The sequence below is a fragment of the Photorhabdus kayaii genome, from assembly GCF_025384895.1.
Taxonomy (GTDB): Bacteria; Pseudomonadota; Gammaproteobacteria; order Enterobacterales; family Enterobacteriaceae; genus Photorhabdus; species Photorhabdus kayaii.
Map to the genome: position 1 here is coordinate 16,637 of NZ_JAJAFZ010000049.1, position 22,827 is coordinate 39,463.

The window sequence follows — 22,827 nt, forward strand, 5'->3', positions numbered from 1 at the left end:
GATGATTAAACCAAACATTCAGAAAATGACCGCTTATCAATGAGGCTTATGCTCGTCGTCATCGGGTTTATGGTCTTTCAACGTTCGGGAGGGGTCATCCTGCTTACGCTCGTATTCCCCCTCAAAAGTATTACTATCCCGTCTAAACCCACCACTATTATGAGGACGATAGAAATTGATATGTGGCATCAGTTTCATCACTAATGTTTTTTGAACCGGTGGCAATAACAACAACAATCCAAGAAAATCCGTAAAAAAACCGGGGAGGAGTAACAGGAAACCCGCCAGTAAAAGAGAGACGCTTTTTATCATTTCCGCAGCCGGACTCTCCCCATTAATCAGCTTCTGCTGGATCTGAATAAAATTCTTTATGCCCTGACTGCGTACCAAAGAGATACCGATACAAGAAGTAAACAACACCAGTAACAGAGTCAACAGTACACCTAGTTCAGAGGCAACACGCACAAATAAGGCTGACTCGATATAGACAAGCAAAAATATCAGGATAAATGGCAACCAACGCACTTGGTGCTCCTTCAATTGATTTGGATGAACAGGTTGTATCCTGAATAAATCATATCAACAAAATCCAAGGGACAACCAAATTAATATTTTTTCAGTTTATTAAAGATATAATTGGGGTCACAGCTATCGTTTTCAATCCGCTGAAAATCCTTCTAATTAGATACAAAATTGTGATAAATATCACATATATCAAATCAGACCAAACAAATACCACTATAAAGTGATCCAGATTCAATGCATTTATTGCTAACCAGCATATGATCACGCTGGCAATCCGGTGATAAAAAGTTCATATCATAACTATTGCAGTTGGCAACATAATGATTTAATGAACGCATAATTAGACAGTAAAAACGTCATCTAATAAGAAGGTTCTCATGTCAAACAACATTCGTATCGAAGAAGACCTGTTAGGTAAACGAGAAGTCCCTGCTGAAGCCTATTATGGTATTCACACCTTACGTGCGATTGAAAACTTCCATATCAGTAACAACACCATTAATGATGTACCCGAATTCATCCGTGGCATGGTGATGGTAAAAAAAGCCGCAGCCTTAGCTAACAAAGAGCTACAAACTATTCCTAAAAAAATTGCAGACATCATCATCAAAGCATGTGACGAAGTGCTCTATACCGGTAGATGCATGGATCAATTTCCGATCGATGTGTTTCAAGGCGGTGCCGGTACTTCACTCAACATGAATACCAATGAGGTTCTGGCAAACATTGGTCTGGAACTGTTAGGCCATAAAAAAGGCGAATATGAGTACCTGAATCCCAATGACCATCTGAATAAAAGCCAGTCAACTAACGACGCCTACCCAACTGGCTTCCGCATTTCAGTTTATAACTCCATCCTGAAACTGATCGAGTCTATTGAACTGTTAATTGTAGGTTTCGATAAAAAAGCCAAAGAATTTAATGATATCCTAAAAATGGGTCGTACCCAATTACAGGATGCTGTTCCCATGACACTGGGGCAGGAATTCAACGCATTCTCTATCCTGTTGAAAGAAGAAGTTAAAAACCTCAACCGAACCTCTGAATTATTGCTGGAAGTTAACCTTGGTGCTACTGCTATCGGTACCGGCTTGAATACAGCACCCGGTTATCAGAAATTGGCGGTTGAAAAACTGGCGGAAGTTTCAGGTTTACCTTGCGTACCAGCCGAAGACCTGATTGAAGCCACCTCTGACTGTGGGGCTTATGTTATGGTCCACGGTGCTCTGAAGCGCTTGGCTGTCAAACTGTCTAAAATCTGCAACGACCTGCGTTTACTTTCTTCTGGCCCTCGTGCTGGCCTGAATGAAATCAACCTACCAGAATTACAGGCAGGCTCTTCTATTATGCCGGCAAAAGTGAACCCAGTTATTCCAGAAGTTGTGAATCAGGTTTGCTTCAAAGTTATTGGTAACGATATTTGTGTTACTATGGCATCCGAAGCAGGCCAGTTACAGCTCAATGTAATGGAACCTGCTATCGGTCAGGCCATGTTTGAATCTATCTCCCTGCTAAGCAACGCTTGCCGCAACCTGGTAGAAAAATGCGTTAATGGCATCACGGCTAACAAAGAAGTTTGCGAAAATTTCGTATTCAACTCGATCGGTATCGTGACATATCTGAACCCATTCATCGGTCACCACAATGGTGACATTGTTGGTAAAATTTGTGCTGAAACCGGTAAAAGTGTTCGTGAAGTTGTGCTGGAACGAGGTCTACTGACCGAAACTCAATTGGATGACATCTTCTCTGTAGAGAACCTAAAATGCCCATCTTACAAGGCAAAACGTTTTGACGATTAAGTTGTTGAATATAATAAAAAATAGCTCTTAGCAACAAGGCACGCAACTCCAACTGGATAGCGTGCCTTTTTACTTCCCTACATGCACAAAGTATTAACCTAAAATTTTCAAATTTTTAATTATTTCAAGGAGTCACTATTATGTTAGCCGTAGAATTGATTATCGTTCTGCTGGCCATCTTCCTGGGTGCAAGATTAGGGGGAATTGGCATTGGATTTGCCGGTGGTCTTGGCGTTCTGGTGCTGGCTGTAATTGGCGTTAAACCAGGGCATATCCCATTTGATGTTATTTCCATCATTATGGCCGTTATCGCCGCTATCTCTGCAATGCAGGTTGCCGGAGGTCTGGATTATCTGGTTCAGCAAACTGAGAAACTGCTGCGTAAAAATCCAAAATACATCACGATACTCGCACCTATCGTTACCTATTTCCTGACACTGTTTGCAGGTACAGGTAACATCTCTCTGTCAGCGCTACCTGTTATTACTGAAGTTGCGAAAGAGCAAGGCATTAAGCCATGCCGTCCACTTTCCACTGCGGTTGTAGCGGCCCAAATTGGCATCACCGCCTCACCAATTTCCGCGGCGGTTGTTTATATGTCTTCTCTGATGGAAGGCCACGGCGTTAGCTATATCCATCTGTTAATGGTGCTATTACCATCCACTTTCGCCGCTATCGTTCTGATGTCTTTTATCATCTCCTGGGCGTTTAATTCCAAGTTGTCTGATGACCCTGTTTACTTAAAGCGCTTGGAAGATAACCTGATAACTCTGCGTGGCAGCAAACAAATTGAGATTAAACCAAGGGCTAAAACTTCCGTTCTGTTATTCCTGTCCGGTGTTATCAGTGTTGTTATTTATGCTATCTTCAATAGCCCAAGCATCGGTCTGGTTGAAGAACCCCTGATGAACACCACTCACGCCATCCTGATCATTATGCTGAGTGTCGCAACTATCACGACGATGTTCTGTTCAGTTGATACTGACGCCATTCTGAACTCCAGTACCTTTAAAGCGGGTATGAGCGCATGTATCTGTATTCTAGGTGTTGCATGGCTAGGAGATACTTTTGTACAGGCGAACATGGATTGGATTAAAGGCACCGCTGGAGACTTAATCCACTCTCAACCTTGGTTGCTAGCGATTATTTTCTTCTTCTGTTCCGCCCTACTCTATTCTCAGGCAGCCACCGCAAAAGCGTTGATGCCGATGGCTTTGGCTCTGAACGTCACTCCATTGACTGCCATTGCCTCTTTCTCCGCAGTTTCTGGGTTGTTTATTCTACCTACTTATCCAACCTTGGTTGCCGCAGTTCAAATGGATGACACCGGTACGACCCGTATCGGCCGTTTTGTATTTAATCATCCATTCTTTATCCCTGGCACCATTGGGGTTGCTCTAGCTGTTGCCTTCGGTTTCCTATTCGGCAGTATGATCCTTTAATTCTGCCTGCCAATAACCACTTAATATAGGGGCGTATATCATACCGCCCCTGCATACTCTCTTCTGCCAAGCGATATATTTTCTCTGAAAACCTTCAATAGCTGTCTTAATCTTAACCAGAACACTTTCTGGTCTGGCCGCCTTCGGTTATAGTGCTGAATCTGTTTCATTCGATTAGCGATCATTATCTTTATGATTAAACGTACTCTGATGCTATTTTTGCTGCTTTGCAGCCCCCTCCTTACCCCAACGGCAGCAAATGCGCTGTTTGAACAGCCGGGGCAAAACCCATATTTGCCAGTAGATCAGGCATTCATGTTTGATTTTCAGCAAAAAAACGACAAATTGACGTTAGACTGGCAGATCAAACCGGGTTATTACCTTTATCGCAAACAACTTCATATTGAGCCGCAACAGGCCACACTACGTAAAATCACGTTGCCACAAGGTACAGCTCATCGAGATGAATTCTTTGGTGAAACTGAAGTTTATTTCCAACAACTCATCGTCAATGTTCCTGTTACAAAGGCGAACAACAATTCTAATATCGTTGTCACTTATCAAGGCTGTGCCGCCGCAGGATATTGCTATCCACCAGAAACCCGCCTTGTTCCATTGAGTGCAGTTATTCCATCAAAAACAACTGACGCCATACCTGCTGAACCTGTTCACAAAACGCCAGAAAGTGCATCGAATGACCAACAACATTTACCATTCTCACCACTCTGGGCAATTTTGATTGGCATCGGTATCGCCTTTACACCTTGTGTACTACCGATGTATCCATTGATTTCCAGCATTATTCTTGGTAACCAACGCCCTAAAAGCCTGAGACAGATATTTTGGTTAGCGCTAAGCTATGTTCAAGGCATGGCAGTCACCTATACGCTACTTGGATTGATTGTAGCGGCTGCCGGTCTACAATTTCAGGCCGCACTGCAACATCCGTATGTACTGATCGGCTTATCAGTATTGTTTATTCTGCTGGCACTGTCGATGTTCGGCCTCTATTCTCTGCAACTGCCTTCCGCTGTTCAGACGCGCTTAGTCAACTGGAGTAACCAGCAAAAAAACGGTTCACTTTTCGGTGTATTCGCTATGGGTGCGTTAGCGGGATTAATTTGCTCTCCTTGTACTACCGCGCCTTTAAGTGCGATTCTGCTCTACATTGCTCAAAGTGGTAATACCGTGGCAGGTGGCCTAACCCTTTATCTTTACGCTTTGGGAATGGGATTACCGCTCATTGCTGTCACCCTATTTGGTCACAAACTCCTGCCACGCAGTGGGCCTTGGATGCAGTATGTTAAAGAAGCTTTTGGCTTCATTATTCTTGCGCTACCCGTTTTCCTGCTGGAAAGGGTTATCGGTGATGCATGGGGAATACGATTATGGAGCCTACTGGCAGTCAGTTTCCTGGGATGGGGATTTGTTCTGACGATTAGAAGCCAAAACGGTTGGGTACGAGTCATACAACTGATATTGTTAATTCTGATGCTGATAGCTACCCGCCCATTACAGGATTGGTTTTGGGGCACAACGGTTACACAACAGCCGCAACACAGCCTAAATTTCCGCCAGATAAATAATTGGCAGGAATTAGAACAGATAATGACACAAAACAGCCGTAAAACCGTTATGCTTGATTTCTATGCTGACTGGTGCACCGCTTGTAAAGAATTTGAAAAATATACTTTCAGCGATCCACAAGTTCAGTCACAACTAGGTGATACCTTACTGTTACAGGCCAATGTTACGAACAACAGCCCGCAACAGAAGCAGCTTTTAGAAAAACTTAGCGTTCGGGGATTGCCGACTATTTTGTTTTTTGATTCTCAGGGGAAAGAGATCCCCGATTCACGGGTAAATGGTTTTATGGATGCAACCCGCTTTAATGAGCATTTGCAACATCTGCCAAAATGATTCAGAAGGAGAACACCATGCAACGAGAACAAGTTCTTAGTCATGCCTTAAACTTACTGGAGCAACATGGCTTATCCATCACAACTGAGGTACTTTTTGGCTCGCTTAACATGGATATCGAATATCTCAAGCAGTTCTGGCCCGATCGGGAAGCTCTACTTTATGACTGCCTACGTTATCACGGCCAACAGATTGAAGTCTGGCAGCGACAGATATTACTGGATGAAACTCTGACACCAGAGCAGAAGTTACTGGCTCGTTACACAGCCCTTGATGAAAAAGTAAAGGAGAAACGCTACCCAGGCTGTCTATTTATCGCGGCCTGTAGCGCATTCCCTGAATCTGACCACCCTATCCATCAATTAGCTGAATTACAAAAACAGAGTTCTTCCCGTTACACCACCGAGCTATTACATCAACTGGATATTGAAGATTGCGAACTCGTTGCTAAACAGATGGAACTGATTCTGGAAGGTTGCCTGAGTAAGCTACTACTCAAACGGGATATTGGTGATATCACTACGGCAAAACTGCTGGCAGAAGATGTTTTAGCTATTGCCTTATGCCGCAAAAATGGTGCGTTAAGTTAACAAAAATCAGCCTAAGATAAACAACCACATAAATTCCGAGCAAAAAGAAAGCAATCAATCCGCTTTTATCATTTTTTATCAGAAAGGCATTGACGACTTAGGCTGAATACGGTTTAATGCGCCCCGTTGCCCGGATAGCTCAGTCGGTAGAGCAGAGGATTGAAAATCCTCGTGTCGGTGGTTCGATTCCGCCTCCGGGCACCAATTCAAAGTGCGCTTGTTGGGAGATAAAAACTTAACGGGCGACCAATACAAGAACCCGAATATATAACTGTAGTTAGTTTAGCTTTTCAGTATTTCGATATTGAATTGAACATAAGGGTTACCAAGCTAGGATGCCTAAAAATTTAAGCGTCCTTTTTTTGCTGGAACGCAATACTTACAAGTTCTATTGCAGCAGTCAATCCATCCAAACTAAAATCAATGAATTAATTAACACGATGTTGTTTATTATTGGTTGCTCAGCTTTCTTATTATTAATCAGAATAGGGTTAGTTATAAAAGATTGCCTCAGTTCAAAAAGATTCCCCATCTTGTAACAAGGAATTTATGTAGAAAAGACAGGTTCAGCATCGATATACAACATCAACTCACACTCCAACAAATGCGCAATCTTACTATTCCAAGTAACACCTTTCAGCCCGACCTGATGCAACACATATCCACGCAATGCCAGTACCTGCTAGCGGATCACTTAAGCAGGCCGATTGTTCACACCTGAAAACATCAGGAATGTATTCGCCACCTTGCAATAACTTGACCGTAAGCCTTCGATGGGTTTGATCATGATCTGCTTCTACTACAAGAGAAATGATTCGACCAGAGTCCGGAGACAGGAAGGGCTTTGCGCCCCTCCTGTGGTTTCTCCTGCTAACTCAAGACAGCGGTGGCACCAGCACCGCCTGCATAGCCTGACGGTTTTGCGGCAGGTGCTCGCGGGCACCTCCGATATCAGGGAACGAGGCCATAGCCCCGCTCAGCTTCGCTAGGCTCGGCCCCTCCGTGTCCGGGACAGCAACAACGGAATGAATCTCATGAAGCATGATGACGGGTTGTCTACTGGCCCAAGACAGCTCTACCAGCCCCCCTTTGGCGTAACTCCTCTGAGTAAAGTTCTTGGCCAGATGGTCCACTCTCATCACCAACGAAGAACCTTCCAGCTCGATTTGCAAATGCTGGTGCGTCATCGCCTGGCTACCGAACACCTTGCGCATCACCAAGGTCGTGCCATTAGCCGAGTCAGTCAGCATCAAATTATCATCATGGCGGCTCACGAGGATTTTTTCCGCATCAGCCACCGGCATGATCAAGCGGTCCAGGGCCTGGCCCGGGTCATCGTTGTCAATGATAACCGTGCGGTAATGCGACCACATCTCTTGGCTGAGGCGGTAGGTATCGTTATCGACACTGCCATGCAACACCACACTGTCAACACCGGCGATCAGCGGTGGGGTCAAGTCGTCCCGGCTACCATCCGCGCCCCCGCTCCGAATCAACAGCGACGAACCAATACGCTCGACACTAGTGTAATGACTCAGCTTCTGCACATCATCGTCCTTGACCCGGTACAGTGCTTGGTTCGTTGGGCTGTACACATACGCGCCCTTCTTCCCGGCAGCAATTCCGATGAAACGCAGATTGTCTTTAGCCTGGATGCTACCGCAGGAGAACACTTGACCGCTGCCGACATCGAACCAGCCTTGTGTGTCATCGCCTTGCAAGGTCAGCACGCCTTTGGCTCGCCACTTACCAGCGATCTTAGCAAGTGCCTGTGGCAGACGAGCGAAGTTGTCCTGTTGCCAGCCTTTGTCGACGGCAACCAGCTGCAATTTGCCGTCATTGGTTCGCAATAGGATCTCGCCTTTGACGGTGGTCAGGCGTAGCCCGGCATCGACTTGCTCCGCCGCCTTGAGGTACAGTCCAGACTCCAGCTCACTGGCGGCGGGAAGCTGTGGCGAAACTTCAAGCACCTCGTCGGTACCGAACGCGGCAGCCAGCGCATCGGCAGTCATAGGCGGCTGACGATACAACTTGCCGCTGGCGGGTTCGAACAGTCGCGCACCGGAGCCATCCGCTTCAAAACCCAAGAACTGCAAACGCTTGTCTTGCAGGGGGGCCGAAGCCACTACTACCTGACCGTTGTGGTACCACACTGGCAGCAGGCTCTTGCCGTCGGTACCCTTGACCCCGAACACTGCCAGAGTAGCTCTGCCGTCAGCGACGCTAGCCAGGTCCTGCCACCAGTGGGTACGTCCCTTGAGCCAATGCTCGTTGACCGCTTCGTAGCTAAGCTGCCCCAGTGCATCGAGCCGGGCCACACGCCCATCCTCAGTGATGGCAAGCAGGCTGCCGTTCAGATTGACCAGGTTGGCTAACGCTGGAGTACTGATGCGTAATGCTGTGGGATGGCTGGCGTCGAGAACAGCCTGCCCGGGACCTTCCTGTCGGAACAGGGCCTTTTGCTCTTTACTGTAGAAGAAAAACACTTCCTTGCCGCCGGGCTGCGACATGCTCCCCGCTAACACCAGGTCGGCCGGGATCGGCCAGGCACTGCGGGTTTGTTCGTACTCTTTAAAGTGCGAGGTCTGATCTGCCAGTGGCGCCAGATTCGGCTTGATCAGTGTCCCGTCGCCGGGACGTATCCAGTAGCGGTGCGCCACGCCAGCCGCATCCACGCCGAACACAGTGACCAGCGCCGCACTGGTCGGCTGGATCAGCCGTGCGCCCAATATATACGTCGGAGTCTCACGCTGTATACTTTTGCTCTCGTAGTAGCCCTTGAGTATAGTCTTGAGCTCATCACTATGCTGGCTAGTACGTGCTAAAAGCTGGAGCAGCGCATCATCACCCACCGCACTAACCAACTCCATTCGATCATCGAGGATCCGATAGCACAGCTCAGCTTCCTTCTCTAGTTCAGCCTCCTTCTCTTTTAGTCGATAACGGCGTGCCAGGTAGACCGCATCCCCCTCCTGCCATAGCCGACTGATCTTACCCGCATTTTGATTAAACCATGGCTCAAACTGCGCATCGACCTGTCCGGTGGCGATGTCTACCCGCCACGCCGCCGCATTGTCGGCGTCGTAGAAATAGGCATAGTCCCCCATCACCACACCCAATTGGGCATGTCTGGTCTGTTCGTGGGTGGTGTTGGTGAACAACATCCGCTCCTTGCCTACATCGTAAAACGCTCGACCAACATCTCGCCCGTTGTGGCTGTAGTTCTCCACCACTACGTACTGCCCGTGCAACTGATGCGCTTTGGCCAGATCACTCAGGTGCTGCTCAATTTGCTGGCCGGGCACCTGCCACTTACTCGCATCTTCGCTTACCACCTGAGTTGTCAGGCCAGCAAAGTCAACTTCGCGCACCTCTCCCTTGCCGTTGACCACCAATACCTGCCCGTTCTGGGTCGGATCGAGTTCAACTACCACCCCGCCGACCACCAGTTGGTTCTTCGACACGCTGATGCTGTCACTGGCGAGCTGACTGCTATCGATGATCCAGCGCGACAATGCACTGGCGCTATCGCTCGTGAGCTTAACTTGGGTGCCTTCGTTGAGGCCGATCAGGTACTCGCCACCCGCTCCCTTGATCTCGTAGCGCAAAAAGCCGTGTAGCTCTTTGGGTAGCTCGGGCACCACCAGTTGCCGGTTGCGCTGATCGAGTATCACCTCGATTGGGGTGTCGACGTACTCATGATGAATCCTGCGGATTGTCTCCTCCCCCGGAAAGATATAGAAGTCGTAGTCAAACCGCTTGTCTTCCTCTAGCCTGCGTATCACGTCGAAACCAGCATCATGGCGTGTGGTGGCGCCAGGGAGCAACATGTATTCGTAGCTGATGTAGGACTTAGGTGTGCCCGGCAGGATCACGACATTGCTGTCGCCGTGTTCAAGAGGCCGGGAGATATCCTTGTAACCAATACCGCTACGCACTTCGATAGCCTGACCACGATCGTGGACCATTCGCGGAAAGTCACCGACCCAGAAGAAGTAATTGATTTTCCCCGAACCGGTAGATCCCGAATGGGTACGGTAGATGTACTGGCTGTCGAAGCTGATCTGGTTCCTGCGCAAGTCAAGGCTCTTGACTACCGCCCCGGCAAGAGGTACCAGCACCTTTTTCTCGTTGTCATATCGATAGCCATTGCCTTTGTACGCCTTGTCGACCGTATCAAAGTAACGGCCTACCGCCTTGGCATCCTCGGCGACTGCACCAAAGGCTTGAGCCAATGCCGTAAAGCCCACAGCGAGCCCGCCAAGGATCACGCTGGCTCCACCGAGTACCGCCCCGGCCGTCGAAGCACCGACCAAACCAGCCCCCACCCCGGCTGTACCAGTGACGAAGCTCGCCGAGTCGAACGCTAGCTGGGTACCGAACACCGCCTTCTGCACATCGTTCTCAGCGTAGGCCAGTTCATAAGCATCCAGACCGACCATAGCTCCGCCAAACAACACACCGGCACCTTCGTTGACGGTGTGGCCCAGGTTCGAAGCAAAGTCCTTTAACGAGGTTTCGGCGGCCACCACTTCACCGCGCAGCGCCGTACGCACCAACGCGGTGACCTTGGCTATATCCTGTACACCACCGTGAGCCATCTGGACCAAGTTGAGGTAGCTGTGGACCTTGAGCGCGGTGGCCAGATCAGGCGAATTCACTCCGCTTGCCGCATCGTGGCGGTTCTTGTCGGCAAACCACTGGATCAGCGTCTGAACCGCAAACCCGGCGTTCAGCCCATCCACCGGAGCGGCCTCGCCAACTCCGCCGCGAGGCCGTATCCGGCCGTGCTCTAGGGTAAAGTGCTCGTTCAGTACACCCATGCGCTCATCGACGAAGCGCCGGAATTCGACAAAGGTGCTATCGTCGGTGATCAACCAGCGGGTCTGCTCGGGTTGGTCACGGTTAATGAACTGGACCCGGTAGCTGCCTTTCCCCTGGTCTTCCGTCGTAGCGATAATCGGTAGCCAGCGGCTGTCCAGTTGGTGCTCTCGCGCCAGCCGGGTGCTGGCGACTTCGAACCGTGCGCCCCATTGCTCGGCATCAAAGGTCTTCAGTGCAGGACTCAGTCGCAAGTCTTCCATGACCCGCTCTTGTACACTCACCACCTGCTCGACCTGCCGCCGTTGCCCGATGACACTGGACAGTTCCTCGATTCGGGTCAGGTCAGACACGTTTAGGCCATTACCCACTGGTACCTCAGCCATCTTGCCGGTATCGATCTCAATCAGGTTGAAGGCTGGCGCCGATTTGCTGCCGAACGAGTCATAGTGCGCGGCCAGCCCGCGCACCACCAAGTGCTGCTCCATAGCCCTAGACAGACTCTTGGTGTTGTTGAAGGCAAAGATCCCGACATTCGGGTCATAGAAGTAGTAGCGACGGCCTTCGGCCGTGGCAGTGCTCCCTACCATCATCGAGTGATTCTGGGTATTGAGTGCAAACATCGAGGTGCTGGTTGTTGCGGCCAGTCGCGACACCACCTCGGACAAATTGAACTGGCCCAGCTCCGTGGAAGCCTGAACGGCCTCAACATTGTAGTGCAGATTGATCAGGCTATTCTTGAGCAGCGTGGAGCTGCCCGCCTGCGGGTCAGCGGAGGCGAAAAACAGCTTTTGTACCAAGCTATTGACGCTGGCCTCTCCGCCACCCGCCAATGCCACAGCCATGGTCCTGACCAAAGGGTAGCAACGGCCACCGGCTCGGTCACCGACCAGCGACAGATAAAAGTCCTGTGGTACTAAGCGGTCGAAGACACTGCCAGCGTCATGGAAGTCCTCACTGAACATTGCGGTCTGTCGCAGTACCTTGTCAATGTACTCGGCCTGGCTGATTTCGGTGATGCGACCGCTCAAGGCACCCCGTTGCTCATGGGTAAGCTTTCCTTCAAGAAACAGGCGTTTCATCTCCAGAACCGACATTTTGTCATCCACTCCGGGGATCTTGATCTCTCGGAAGTTACGCAAACCATCATTGAACCCGCTATCCTGTGCCCCGCGCTGATAGGCCTCGGAGGCCGCGTAACGTTCTCCCACGCTGCTGGTGCGCTCCTCGCCTTGAATGGCCGTATCGTCAATCTGTACCACCGCAACGCTGCCATCTTTGGCTTTGATCTGCTGCCAGAGCCAAGTCTTTTCGACAGAACTGGCTTCACGCAATACTGGATCGTACTGCGCCTTGTAGTAGTCCTGTGTAAGATTGAGTTGCTTGATCTGCTGGTCGATCAAGGCCGTATCACTTGAGGTACGTCGTGCTTCCTGGAGCTGGTAGCGTTTGTCCGCCACTTGGTCAATGTTGGCTTTGACCTTGGCCTGAACCGCTTCGCGCAACCGGGTCCATGCGGCAATTGCCGGATGCCCAGGAGAAAACGCCCCCTCTGTGTAGACGCCGTCGGTAACTCCTTTGACCGACACCCCAAACTGCGTCGCCACCGTTTTCAGTTGTTGGTGAACCTGCTCGCGGTAAGTGGCGAATTCGACCTGGTTGCGCTCCATCACCTGACTGCCGGCGACCTGAATCGAGAGTGGCTCCACACCACCGCGCAACTTCGGCCAGACCATCTGTCCATCTCGTTGATATTCCTGGCGCTGGAACACCAGTTGCCACTCGCCATTGACGTACTGCATGTACGCCGCAGCAAGGCCCTCAGTGGTACCGGATATCTGGTAATCCTTGTAGTCGACCGCCATCACCACATTGTCATACAGCAGCGAGCTGTTGAATCGGCCATCGTGGTAAACCCGGTAGGTATTGGCGTCGAGGCTGGTCACCACCAGCGAGCCGCCCGACAGTGTCCCGGTGAACAGAAAACTCCCTGCGGCCGCATGCTTGGGAATGTCCACATAGGCGGGTACCGCATTGGCCTGGTTCGGGCCATTGTAGCCGAGGAAGTACGCCGGCACGCTGCTTGAGGATATGCTATTGGCGTTTTGTTCAGTGTATTCGAGCTCGTATAAGCCTGACCCGACCTTCACCAACTGGGCACTCCCCTCTGCCGGGAGGCGCCCCGACCTGACCAGCACCTCAGCACTCATGGTGTGGGTTTTGGCGAACAGTGCAGGATCAGAGGCAAACTGATGGATGTCGTCACTGCCTTGTCGGGGCTCAAATCCATCACCTACAGACACCAGCCCAGCCTTGAGTTCGAGATCCTTCACCGCCTGCCCCAGCAGCGCCGGCCTTGGACCCATGTAGGTAAAACGCGGTGGATGGAATTCGTCAGCCGCTGGCAAGCCCTGATTAATGATCGGCAAGACCCGCGCCATCACTCCGTCATACAGTTCACCCTGCAACTCTCTCTTGCTGCCTTCGGCGCGGTACTTGTCGAACATCTGCAACATGTCCTTGCCGATACTGTTCGCACCCTCCGGTTCGTAACGCGCAGCGACATAGAGGGTTTCGAAGAACGAGTGATAGCCGTTACGAATCATGAATGCCGCATTAGCCATCTGGAATTGCCAATACTGCTTGACGCTCAATGCGCCACCGAACAATTCCGGCAAGGCATTGCTGACGGTCTGGGTGATCCCGGAAATCCCCCCCACGAACGGGGTGTCCAGGTCATTCATGTAGCGTGTGGCGTCATTCTTCGGGTCCGGACGGTACTGGTTGTAGCTGCGGTACTTATCGTCCTTGATCAGGTAAGAATCCTCGTGATACGTCTGCTCCTCAAGGCCGGTATTGAGGAGCAGATACGGATCGGGCTGATTCAACCGGTTATTGATCATGACCTTGCCGGCACCCAGCGCAGCGTGAGGATTGACCGGGACCGAGACCTTGGAAAAGCTATTGGCTACCAGAAACAAGGCATGGAACAAGACCTGTTTGCGCAAGCTCCTGCCCTCATTGCTCAACAGCGCCGCCTCAACCGCCGGGCGCAGTTGCGCATCGGCGCTCTCAAGGCCCTGGGGACCAGTCAGTAACAGGATGAGCAGTTTGTCGTCCAGCGAGTGCTCAACCGCGGCTTGATCGAAAACATGTACTTTCGGATTGCTTGGATGCTGTGCCGCATTGACGCTAGCGACCCGCTGGATTTCCGCTTCGATGGCCCGAATGCGCCATTGTTCGTACAACGGTGCCAATAGCCCTCTGGCCTGGGCAATGTCACTTTGCACATAGCCATTTTGCAAGACCTTAACCACAGCCCGGTTCTTCACCAATCTCGTTGCCAGCCCAAACAGTAGCGGATCATTATCACTGCTTCGCCAAACCGAAGCGGCAAACACCTGTTCCCACAGCGCTTTGTTTAGGTTATTACCCTTGATATCGCGCATGTTGTTACGGAAATACTCCGGCGCCAACACCCCTGCGGGGGTGATGTGGTTACGCTCAAGCAAACGTACCAACTGCTGCTCGAACGCCTTGCGATCTTCGCTGCCTTTAAACAGACGACTGGCCTTCGTACCGCCTTCACGCAGTTGCTCCAGCTTCTCGAAAAATGCGGCGTTGTATTGATACAGTATGTCGGTCTGCGCCTTGCTCAAGTGACTGCTGCTGACCTTGTCGTCGTCAACGCTCATCACCCCAAAGGGCGTCGCGGATAGGTAACCGTTGCCCTGGGGCATTTCCAACAAATACTGACGACTGGCAAAACCGACCGAACCTTCCAGCTCATGGATATTAACGAAAAGCCCGTCACGGTCCGGGTGGTAACCATTCTGGCGAAACCCCTCCAGGCCGATAGTCTGGAAGCTAGCGATATCAGCATTCTGGTTGATCAGGTCACTCAAGGCGCTTGCCAATGGTACCTCACGGGTGATGGTGGTATTCGAAACCTGGCCGGATACCTGAATCCCGACCTGATTCGGCACCTTGCGGTCAACGCTGGTCAGCAGCATTTTGTGACCGTTACCCAGCAACTGCGCCTTGAAGCCTTCACGCAAGGTGCTTTCCGAAACCAGGTAGTTGGCGAAGAACTTCTCAACGAACTCGGTTTTGACCAGCACCGAGCGAATTGGCGCATAGGTCGGCGAGCGAAAGGATGGCAGCTCACTCTTGAGCCGGTATTGTTGTTGCCAGGCTAGGGAGCGGGCTGCGGTACCGAAGGAGAAGTTGAATACCCTGTCCGCCGACACAACTAATCTGCCATTCTCCAGGAAGAAATCTTTGAAGCGGCCATCGGTGCTGGCATTAACTAGTGCGACGTTCATGCGGATGTAGCCAGGGCGCTCCTCCATCATCAGCAACGAAATATTTACCGGCAGATCATCGGAGGCCGGAGGCACCGTGGTCAGCCCGCCGAGAGCTGCGGCCTCTTCCGTAGAGGATGCTTTGAGTAAGGCGTTGTAGCGGGCATTGACCTCCTTGTAGGCCTGTAGTTCGGAAAACAGCGTCACGTATTTTGGGCTGAACGTGGAGGTAGCCACCTGTATAGTCAGTTGTTGTTCCAGACGCTTGATCTCGGTATCCAGCTTAGCCTGCTTGCCCGCCGCGTTCTCCCTCAGGGTCGTCGTCTTCAAGGTCTTAGAGCCGCCGGAATTGAGCATGGTCAAAGCCTTACGCCAAGTGCTGTCAAAGTGCGTTATGGCCATCTGCTGTCGGCTGTATAGCAGGATGTCGCGGTCCAGTTGCTGCTTGTAGGCGTTGATCGCCGGTGTGCCGGGCACATCGTTCATCTGCTGCCGTCTTTGCTGCAATGTCTGCAACTGGTCGCCAACAGAAACGGGGTTATCCTGCATCTGAAAATGCTGGGCAGCCAGCACACTCAGCGTACTCTGCTGCATTTCCTGTAACCGCTCGTCTACCTGCCTGATGTAGTCGGCACGCTCATCAGGCCTCATGTTAAACCATTCTGTCTGACGACTTGCTGCCTCAATCTGTCCATCTATCAGGGTATTGAGCAGATTCGTGAAGTCTTTGGATATATAAGCCATTGCAATGATCCTTGCCTGTTTTTAAGCGAAACCCTTCGCGCTGCGAAAAGCTGTTTGTCGTTTGTCGATACAGATTTGACATTCTCCTCGACCTAAAGACCATAACTGTAGGTACGAACGTATTCAGTTACCGCGGGGGTTCCCGCACATACGGTCGAGTCGAAGGCAGATGTCATTTTGCATTACTTTATTTAGGTGATAGTTACATATTATTGTTATTTATATTAGTGAATATTAGATAGTCAACATTTATTTGCTCTGTAGTTGTAGTCATAATTATCTCCTTTATTTTTCGTTTATATTTCAAATCACATAAATGATAACATCGCAATATAATTAATTTTTTGTATATTTAAATTAAAATTATTAAAAATATGAATTAGTTACATATGAAAATATTTTTTAATTATATTGTTGCGTTTTTTATAAAACGTTGAATAAATAATAACGAATCTTAGCAAGGTTATTTATTAGTGAATTGTTGTATCTGATTTTTGAGTTAGAGCGCGATATTTAAAAGTTCTACTGCAACTGTCAAGCAACCCCAATTAGGTTGTGTCCCTCAATTAAATAATGACCTTAAGAAATAAGCGGATACAACCTAATTTCACCATAGCAATATAATTTCTTGCTGTCTTTTCATAACGGGTGGCGATGCGACGATGCTCTTTGAGTCGACCAAAACATCTTTCTACAACATTTCTTCTTCGATACGTTTTATGGTCGAATTTAACCCGTCCATCTGACCGCGCTTTTTCGTTTGATTTATAGGGAATTATCACTTTTATTCCCTGACTTTTTAACCGGTTACGTAATACGTGGCTGGCGTAACCTTTATCAGCAATCACCGCTTTTGAACGACGTTTCATAAAACCATTTTTACGCTGAATACCCAGACCATCCAGCAGGCGTACTGCATATTGACTTTCGTGACATTGACCTGCACTGAGTACCACATTCAGTGGATGGCCTTTTCCATCGACAGCCAGATGGATTTTGGAACCATAACCACCCTGAGAGCGACCCAGGCCATGGTCTGCGGTGACATCGGGATGTTTTTTTGGGCGCCAGCTGCACAATGTGCCGCACGAATGTTACTGCCATCCAGTGATATGGCTGACCAATCAACCAAATCTTGTTCATCCAGTATTGACAATAACTTATTGAAAATGAGATTAATGATCCCCGATTTTGACCACCGATTAAAGCGGTTATAGACGGTTTTCCAGGAACCATAACGTTCGGGTAAATCCCGCAAGGGGGCACCGGAACAGAGTACCCAAAACATGCCGTTGATAACCCGGCGGTGTTCAACATAAGGATGTCCCGGCCGTTGAGAATGTTCAGGGGGCAATAAGGGGAGCAGTAACTCCCATGCTTCATCAGGAAGGTCGTAACGAGCCATAACAGGTTTTTTCCGAAAGTCAGAACCAGGGGATTATTCTATCTCAGTCTATTGCGGGACACAGCCTAATATACCCTATGGATTTCAAGATGCATCGCGACGGCAAGGGAGAGAATCAGCTAACTATGTGACCGGGGTGAGCGAATGCAGCCAACAAAAAGGCAACTTGAAAGATAACGGATATATGCTCTTCATCTTTCAAGTTATATCTTTGTTGGCTACGCTTACTCTTCCCAGTCACCAAAGCAATCACATGAACGTCTTACAAACACAGATTGCATTTCAGTCAGATTAATGAGCACTGACCTTAGTATGATTTGATCGTCATTCCTTCTCAGTGTTATTTGATCATTCATGCAATTGCTTTACCCCAGTCACATAATTAGTTGTGTGGCTGAGGATTTACTTACCTGCCGCTGCGAAGTAATTTGAAATCTATTGGGTATATCAAATGAAAGAAATACTTCAGTCAACGCATTAGTTAATTGTATAATTTGTTCTTCCGAATGATTAGGAGTAATATTTACCCTAAGTCTCTCAGTTCCAACTGGTACAGTTGGTGAATTAATTGGTTGTAAATAAACATTATGTTTTTCAAGTAACTGATGTGTTACTGCTTTACATTTTATTGCATCTCCAATTAATACAGGTAATATATGTGTCTCACTAGAATTCATGATCGGAATTCCTGCTTTACTGAAATAATCTCTTAGCATTTTAGTTTTTTTATGTAGTTTTTTTCTTTCTGTATCAGAAACTTTCAAGTACTCAACACTTGCATAACATGCCGCCACTATAGCTGGTGGTAATGAAGTCGTAAATATAAACCCTGAAGCAAAAGAACGAATTGTATCAATTATTGGTTCAGAACCAGTAATATACCCGCCAATAATACCAACTCCCTTAGCCATAGTTCCTTGAATAATATCAATTGAACCTGCAATACCTAAGTCAGCAGCAATTCCTGCACCTCTAGGCCCATACATACCAATTGCATGTACTTCATCAAGAAATGTTAAAGCATTATACTTTTTAGCAAGGCCTACAATTTCTTTAATTGGCGCAATATCGCCATCCATAGAGTAAATCGATTCAAAAACAATTAATTTTGGTCGTTCATACGGTTGTTCCGCAAGTAACTTTTCTAAATTTTTTGTATCGTTATGTCTAAAAATTGCACGTTCTACCTTCGTACTACATATACCATTAATAATAGAAGCATGATTGAGTTCATCAGAAAAAACTATACAGTTTTCAAATAAACGTAATAAACACTGCAACGTTGCATCATTTGAGCCATATCCTGTTGGAAATACTAGTGCCAATTCTTTATCATGCCATTCAGCTAGCGAAGATTCTAAAACTCCATAATGATAGTGAGTACCCCCGATATTACGAGATCCCCCCGAACCTGCACCAAATAAATCAATCGCACTATGCATAGCTTCAACGACAACTGGATGTTGAGACATTCCTAAGTAATCATTACTACACCAAACAACAACAGACTCACCATTGTTTGAGCTATTTAGTTTAGCTAAAGGATATTGTCCACGAATACGATTTAATGTAACAAACTCACGATATTGTCCACTTTTTTTCAATGCTGCTAGCTTTTTACTAAGTATTTCTATATACATATTGAGCCTCCAATTATGGATTTAAATAAGCTTTCAAAATAGTAGATCACTTTGCAAAACGCCTTGTACAATAAGGGAGACAAGCTATACATAGCAGAGTTATGAGTTACTACGGTCTATCAAGCATCAAATTTGCACTATTCGGATATTAATCAAATAGACTAACTATATCAGTATTATGAAATCCTATTTATATCTATTCCTCTCATTTAAAATGATATTCTGTCAATAATAAAACACCTATAAACATTCCCATAAAAGGATTATAAATTCATTTTCTAATCAACACATGAAATTTTCAGTAAAAAATATCACCCCTTAAATGTTATAAAATTCATATTTATATAATTTTAAAATCGTGATAACATATTTATTAAAATAATTAATTTCATGATTACATTAATTCATAGTCCATATATTAAAATTAATTATTTTATGAAGTAAAATATTAAATATATTACTTTCCACTACAGTTATCTATCAAGGAAAAATTGCAAATACCTTAAAAAATCATAAATAATTTACTCCATACGGAAACATATGAGCCTATGCTTCTTTTTACGGGAAACTGAACCATGCTTACTGATATATTTGTACATTATTTTAGTGTCATACAAGATCCGAAACTATCTACCAAAGTCACTTGTCTCCTCTTTGATGTTTTATTCCTGACAATTTGTGCCACCATTGCTGGTGCATACAGGTGGAAACACATTGAAGATTTTGGTGAAGCCTATTTGGGCTGGTTTCAGGAAAAAAATCTCTTCCTTAATGGTCAGTCCGTTCATAACACGATTGCCCACATTATTCCCTGTCTTAATCCGCCCAAATTGGGACGTTGCTTTCTGCAATGGATCAAAACGGTTTATGGGCAGTTAGAAGGACTATTGATTACCATTGGTGGTAAAACCCTAAAAGGGACACATTACCATCATTCCAAACAATCTGCGATCCACATGGTAAACGCTTTTACTACCGCTAATGGCCTGATGATGGTTCAGAGTAAAAAACAAGAAAAATCAAATAAAATCAAAGCAACTCTAGAGATTATTTACTTACTGCAACTAAAAGAATACTTAATATCAATTAATGCGACAGGATGTCAAACCGAGATTACTTCATTGATTGTCGGACGAGGTAGTGACTATTTATTGGGTATCAAATGGAACCTCCATAAGGCTTTAAAAGCTGCTACTTCCAAACATATAGCCCACCATCTCCCTAAGCACCTCTTTGTAGAAAGGTATCATGACCGAATTAAAATCCGTGAATATTATGTTTTACCGACCAGTCAGTTAACGAGAATCCCCCCTAATTGGAAAGGTTTGTCTCCGCCAAGTGCAATGGTGAATTATCAGCAGGAAATGTTGGGAGAAGTCTCCCTTGACTACCATTATTACATCAGCTCAGTCCCTGCCAGTACCGTAAGAGGATGTAGGGAAATTGAAATAGCTTACATTGGATACTGGATGCTTCAATAAAAGAAGATACCTGCCAGATATACCTCCCAAACGAGGCAAAAATTCTGGCCTGTATAAGCATAATATGTTAATTATGTTAATTATGTTAATTATGTTAATTATGTTAATTATGTTAATTTTAGAATCAAAAAAATAATATTGAGTGTAAACAAAATTGCTGAAATAAATAGTCAGTATTTTAGAGGCAGTTCTTATTGCTGGATTAACTTCGGCGGCTAATAAGCAAGCTCTCATGCTCTTGCCCTAAGTTATCTATCATCTCATTCTAAAAATACACATTCATTACAAAAATAACTAATAGAGGCGAAAAAATCATGCAAGAAAATCTATCTATTCGTAAAGCTACAATTCAAGATACAGAAGATTTAGTGGAGTTAAGAAAAATTTTATTATCCAGTGGTAATACCCACTATTCCGCTAAAAGTGAAGAAGATAATTTAGCCTGGCAAAATGCATATAGAGATTGGATTAAAGAGAATATTTCAAACAAAAATGTATTAATTCTGGTTGGACAATATGGTGAAGATACAAGCATTTGTTCATGTGTTATTGGAATTATTGATTTACGAGCCCCTATGGTCGGTGCACTTAATGGACGAATTGGTTGGGGGCAATCTCTTGTAGTACGTAAGGATAGGCGAGATTTAGGGATTGCTGAAGCCATGATGGATAGTTTCCATAGTTGGTTTAAAAAGCAAGGTGTTCATAAAATTGTTATTCAATCTAGTAAAATGGCAGAAGAATTCAATAGAAAAAGAGGTTATATACACACTGGAGAACAATTATTATTTAAAATAATTAAATAGGAAAATGATACTATGAAAGTTTTAATTATCGGAATGGGCTTCTCAGGGAAAATGTTTGCTGAATCATTTCATAACATATCACATCTATACAATGAGGGCATTAGTATTGCTTATACTTCCAGATCCAAAAAGAATATTAGTTTGATGTACTACCCTACTGTCAGCTCAGCTTTAGAATTATTTAATCCAGACATATTAGTAATATCTGTTAATGATGAAAGTCATGGGGAAGTTTTATCTTTAATTCAAAAATTCAATGGATTTGTTATATGTGAAAAACCTTTTGTAGATCCTAGCTTCAAATTAAGCACAACAGAAAATCTATTAGAATTTTCATCAGGATTTTGTTTAAACATGGTTGCAAGATATTCACAAGCAGCTCGATTATTAAAAGTTTATGTAAAGGAAAATAATTTAAAACTGTTAAGAGCAAACTTCTTATGGGAAAAGAATAGAATTAATGACTATCGTCCAACAACAGGAATTATCAGTGAAATCATACACCCTTTAGATCTTATTCAGTGGATTAACTTCGATTCCCCATTACCAAATTGCTGACAGCAAAAACATCCCAGATATTATCCAGACACTGCCCATCATATTCCCCATTTCACTCCAACCTACCGAAGAGTTCCCTCAACTTTTTATCCAATAACAATTATCCTCTTTCCGGTAAACCGTCGACATGACACCTAATGTAGTGGTCTAATAAAACCGGACACCCATTTAAGTGGTAAGATTACCACGTTAGTTAAAAGAGGTGTTCAATGACAAGACAACGTCGTACGTTTTCTACAGAGTTTAAGCGTGATGCTGCCAGTCTGGTACTTGACCAAGGCTACCGCCTTGCAGAAGCAGTTAAGTCACTTGGTGTGGATGAATCGGTACTGCGGCGCTGGGTTGAGCAACTTGAGCAAGAACGGGGCGGTGTGACACCGAAGGCTAAAGCCCTGACGCCAGAGCAGCAGCGCATTCAAGAGCTGGAGGCCAGAGTCAATCGGTTAGAGCGGGAGAAAGCGATATTAAAAAAGGCTACCGCTCTCTTGATGTCGGACGAACTCGAACGTACACGTTGATAGACTCGTTAAGAGAGCATGAAGCAGTGGAATTAGTCTGTGATGTGTTTGATGTTGCCGCCAGCAGTTATTACGAACACAAGCATTGCAGCAGGCTGATTAATGTTGAACGGTTAGAGCAGCGCAGTAAAATCACCGCGTTATTTAAAGCAAGCCGCCACTCAGCGGGTAGCAGAACGTTACTGGGCATGATGCGTGCTCTGGGGTATCAGATAGGGCGCTTCAAGGTCAGAAGCCTGATGAAAGAAGCCGGGATAATCAGTAAGCAGCC

12 protein-coding genes, 1 tRNA gene and 1 pseudogene are annotated in these 22,827 nt (G+C 46.6%); 10 read left to right on the top strand and 4 right to left on the bottom strand.

The annotated features are described in order from the left end of the window. Positions 1-36: 36 nt before the first annotated feature. On the bottom strand, positions 37-525 hold the full coding sequence (locus tag LGZ98_RS16650) for an FxsA family protein (protein WP_011148252.1): 489 nt from the start codon (positions 523-525) through the stop codon (positions 37-39). A gap of 377 nt (positions 526-902) precedes the next feature. Here LGZ98_RS16650 and aspA point away from each other — a divergent pair, with 377 nt between their 5' ends. From aspA to LGZ98_RS16675, 5 genes are all read left to right on the top strand, one after another. Continuing rightward, positions 903-2,327 carry an aspartate ammonia-lyase gene (gene aspA / locus LGZ98_RS16655; RefSeq protein ID WP_113043737.1) on the top strand — a complete coding sequence of 475 codons (1,425 nt, stop codon included), beginning with the start codon at positions 903-905 and terminating at the stop codon, positions 2,325-2,327. Positions 2,328-2,467: 140 nt separating this feature from the next. Further along, positions 2,468-3,769, top strand: coding sequence for an anaerobic C4-dicarboxylate transporter (locus LGZ98_RS16660; RefSeq protein WP_113043738.1), 1,302 nt, complete (start codon positions 2,468-2,470; stop codon positions 3,767-3,769). A 192-nt stretch (positions 3,770-3,961) separates the two neighbouring features. Then, a complete protein-coding gene (locus LGZ98_RS16665) occupies positions 3,962-5,689 on the top strand; it encodes a protein-disulfide reductase DsbD (RefSeq protein WP_113043739.1) in 1,728 nt (575 codons plus the stop codon). A gap of 17 nt (positions 5,690-5,706) precedes the next feature. Further along, positions 5,707-6,279, top strand: coding sequence for a division control transcriptional repressor DicD (gene dicD, locus LGZ98_RS16670; protein ID WP_112878239.1), 573 nt, complete (start codon positions 5,707-5,709; stop codon positions 6,277-6,279). Between the two features lie 128 nt (positions 6,280-6,407). Next, positions 6,408-6,483 (top strand) — tRNA-Phe (locus LGZ98_RS16675). Positions 6,484-7,154: 671 nt separating this feature from the next. Here LGZ98_RS16675 and mcf read toward each other — a convergent pair. Together mcf and LGZ98_RS16685 are read right to left on the bottom strand one after the other, a co-directional pair. Further along, positions 7,155-16,148 (bottom strand): insecticidal toxin MCF, encoded by an 8,994-nt coding sequence (gene mcf, locus LGZ98_RS16680; RefSeq protein ID WP_262978304.1) that lies wholly within the window; start codon positions 16,146-16,148, stop codon positions 7,155-7,157. A 566-nt stretch (positions 16,149-16,714) separates the two neighbouring features. Further along, a protein-coding gene (locus LGZ98_RS16685) for an IS5 family transposase (RefSeq protein WP_262978305.1) occupies positions 16,715-17,553 on the bottom strand; the annotation gives its coding sequence in 2 pieces (ribosomal slippage) (positions 16,715-17,211 and positions 17,211-17,553; 840 coding nt in all). A 127-nt stretch (positions 17,554-17,680) separates the two neighbouring features. Between LGZ98_RS16685 and LGZ98_RS16690 the strand changes: the two genes are divergently transcribed. Then, a complete protein-coding gene (locus LGZ98_RS16690) occupies positions 17,681-17,848 on the top strand; it encodes a hypothetical protein (RefSeq protein ID WP_158536633.1) in 168 nt (55 codons plus the stop codon). A 79-nt stretch (positions 17,849-17,927) separates the two neighbouring features. On the opposite strand, the gene hemA is transcribed toward LGZ98_RS16690, so the two are convergent. Next, the gene (gene hemA / locus LGZ98_RS16695; RefSeq protein WP_113044358.1) at positions 17,928-19,193 is read right to left on the bottom strand and encodes a 5-aminolevulinate synthase; all 1,266 of its coding nucleotides are present in this window, start codon (positions 19,191-19,193) and stop codon (positions 17,928-17,930) included. 575 nt (positions 19,194-19,768) lie between these two features. Here hemA and LGZ98_RS16700 point away from each other — a divergent pair. From LGZ98_RS16700 to LGZ98_RS16715, 4 genes and pseudogenes are all read left to right on the top strand, one after another. After that, positions 19,769-20,674: an ISAs1 family transposase gene (locus LGZ98_RS16700; RefSeq protein WP_113044359.1), complete on the top strand. Its 906-nt coding sequence runs from the start codon at positions 19,769-19,771 to the stop codon at positions 20,672-20,674. A 314-nt stretch (positions 20,675-20,988) separates the two neighbouring features. After that, a complete protein-coding gene (locus LGZ98_RS16705; RefSeq protein WP_262978306.1) occupies positions 20,989-21,480 on the top strand; it encodes a GNAT family N-acetyltransferase in 492 nt (163 codons plus the stop codon). 12 nt (positions 21,481-21,492) lie between these two features. After that, positions 21,493-22,038 (top strand): Gfo/Idh/MocA family oxidoreductase, encoded by a 546-nt coding sequence (locus LGZ98_RS16710; protein WP_262978307.1) that lies wholly within the window; start codon positions 21,493-21,495, stop codon positions 22,036-22,038. Between the two features lie 209 nt (positions 22,039-22,247). Next, positions 22,248-22,827, top strand: a pseudogene (locus LGZ98_RS16715) (transposase); the annotation flags it as partial.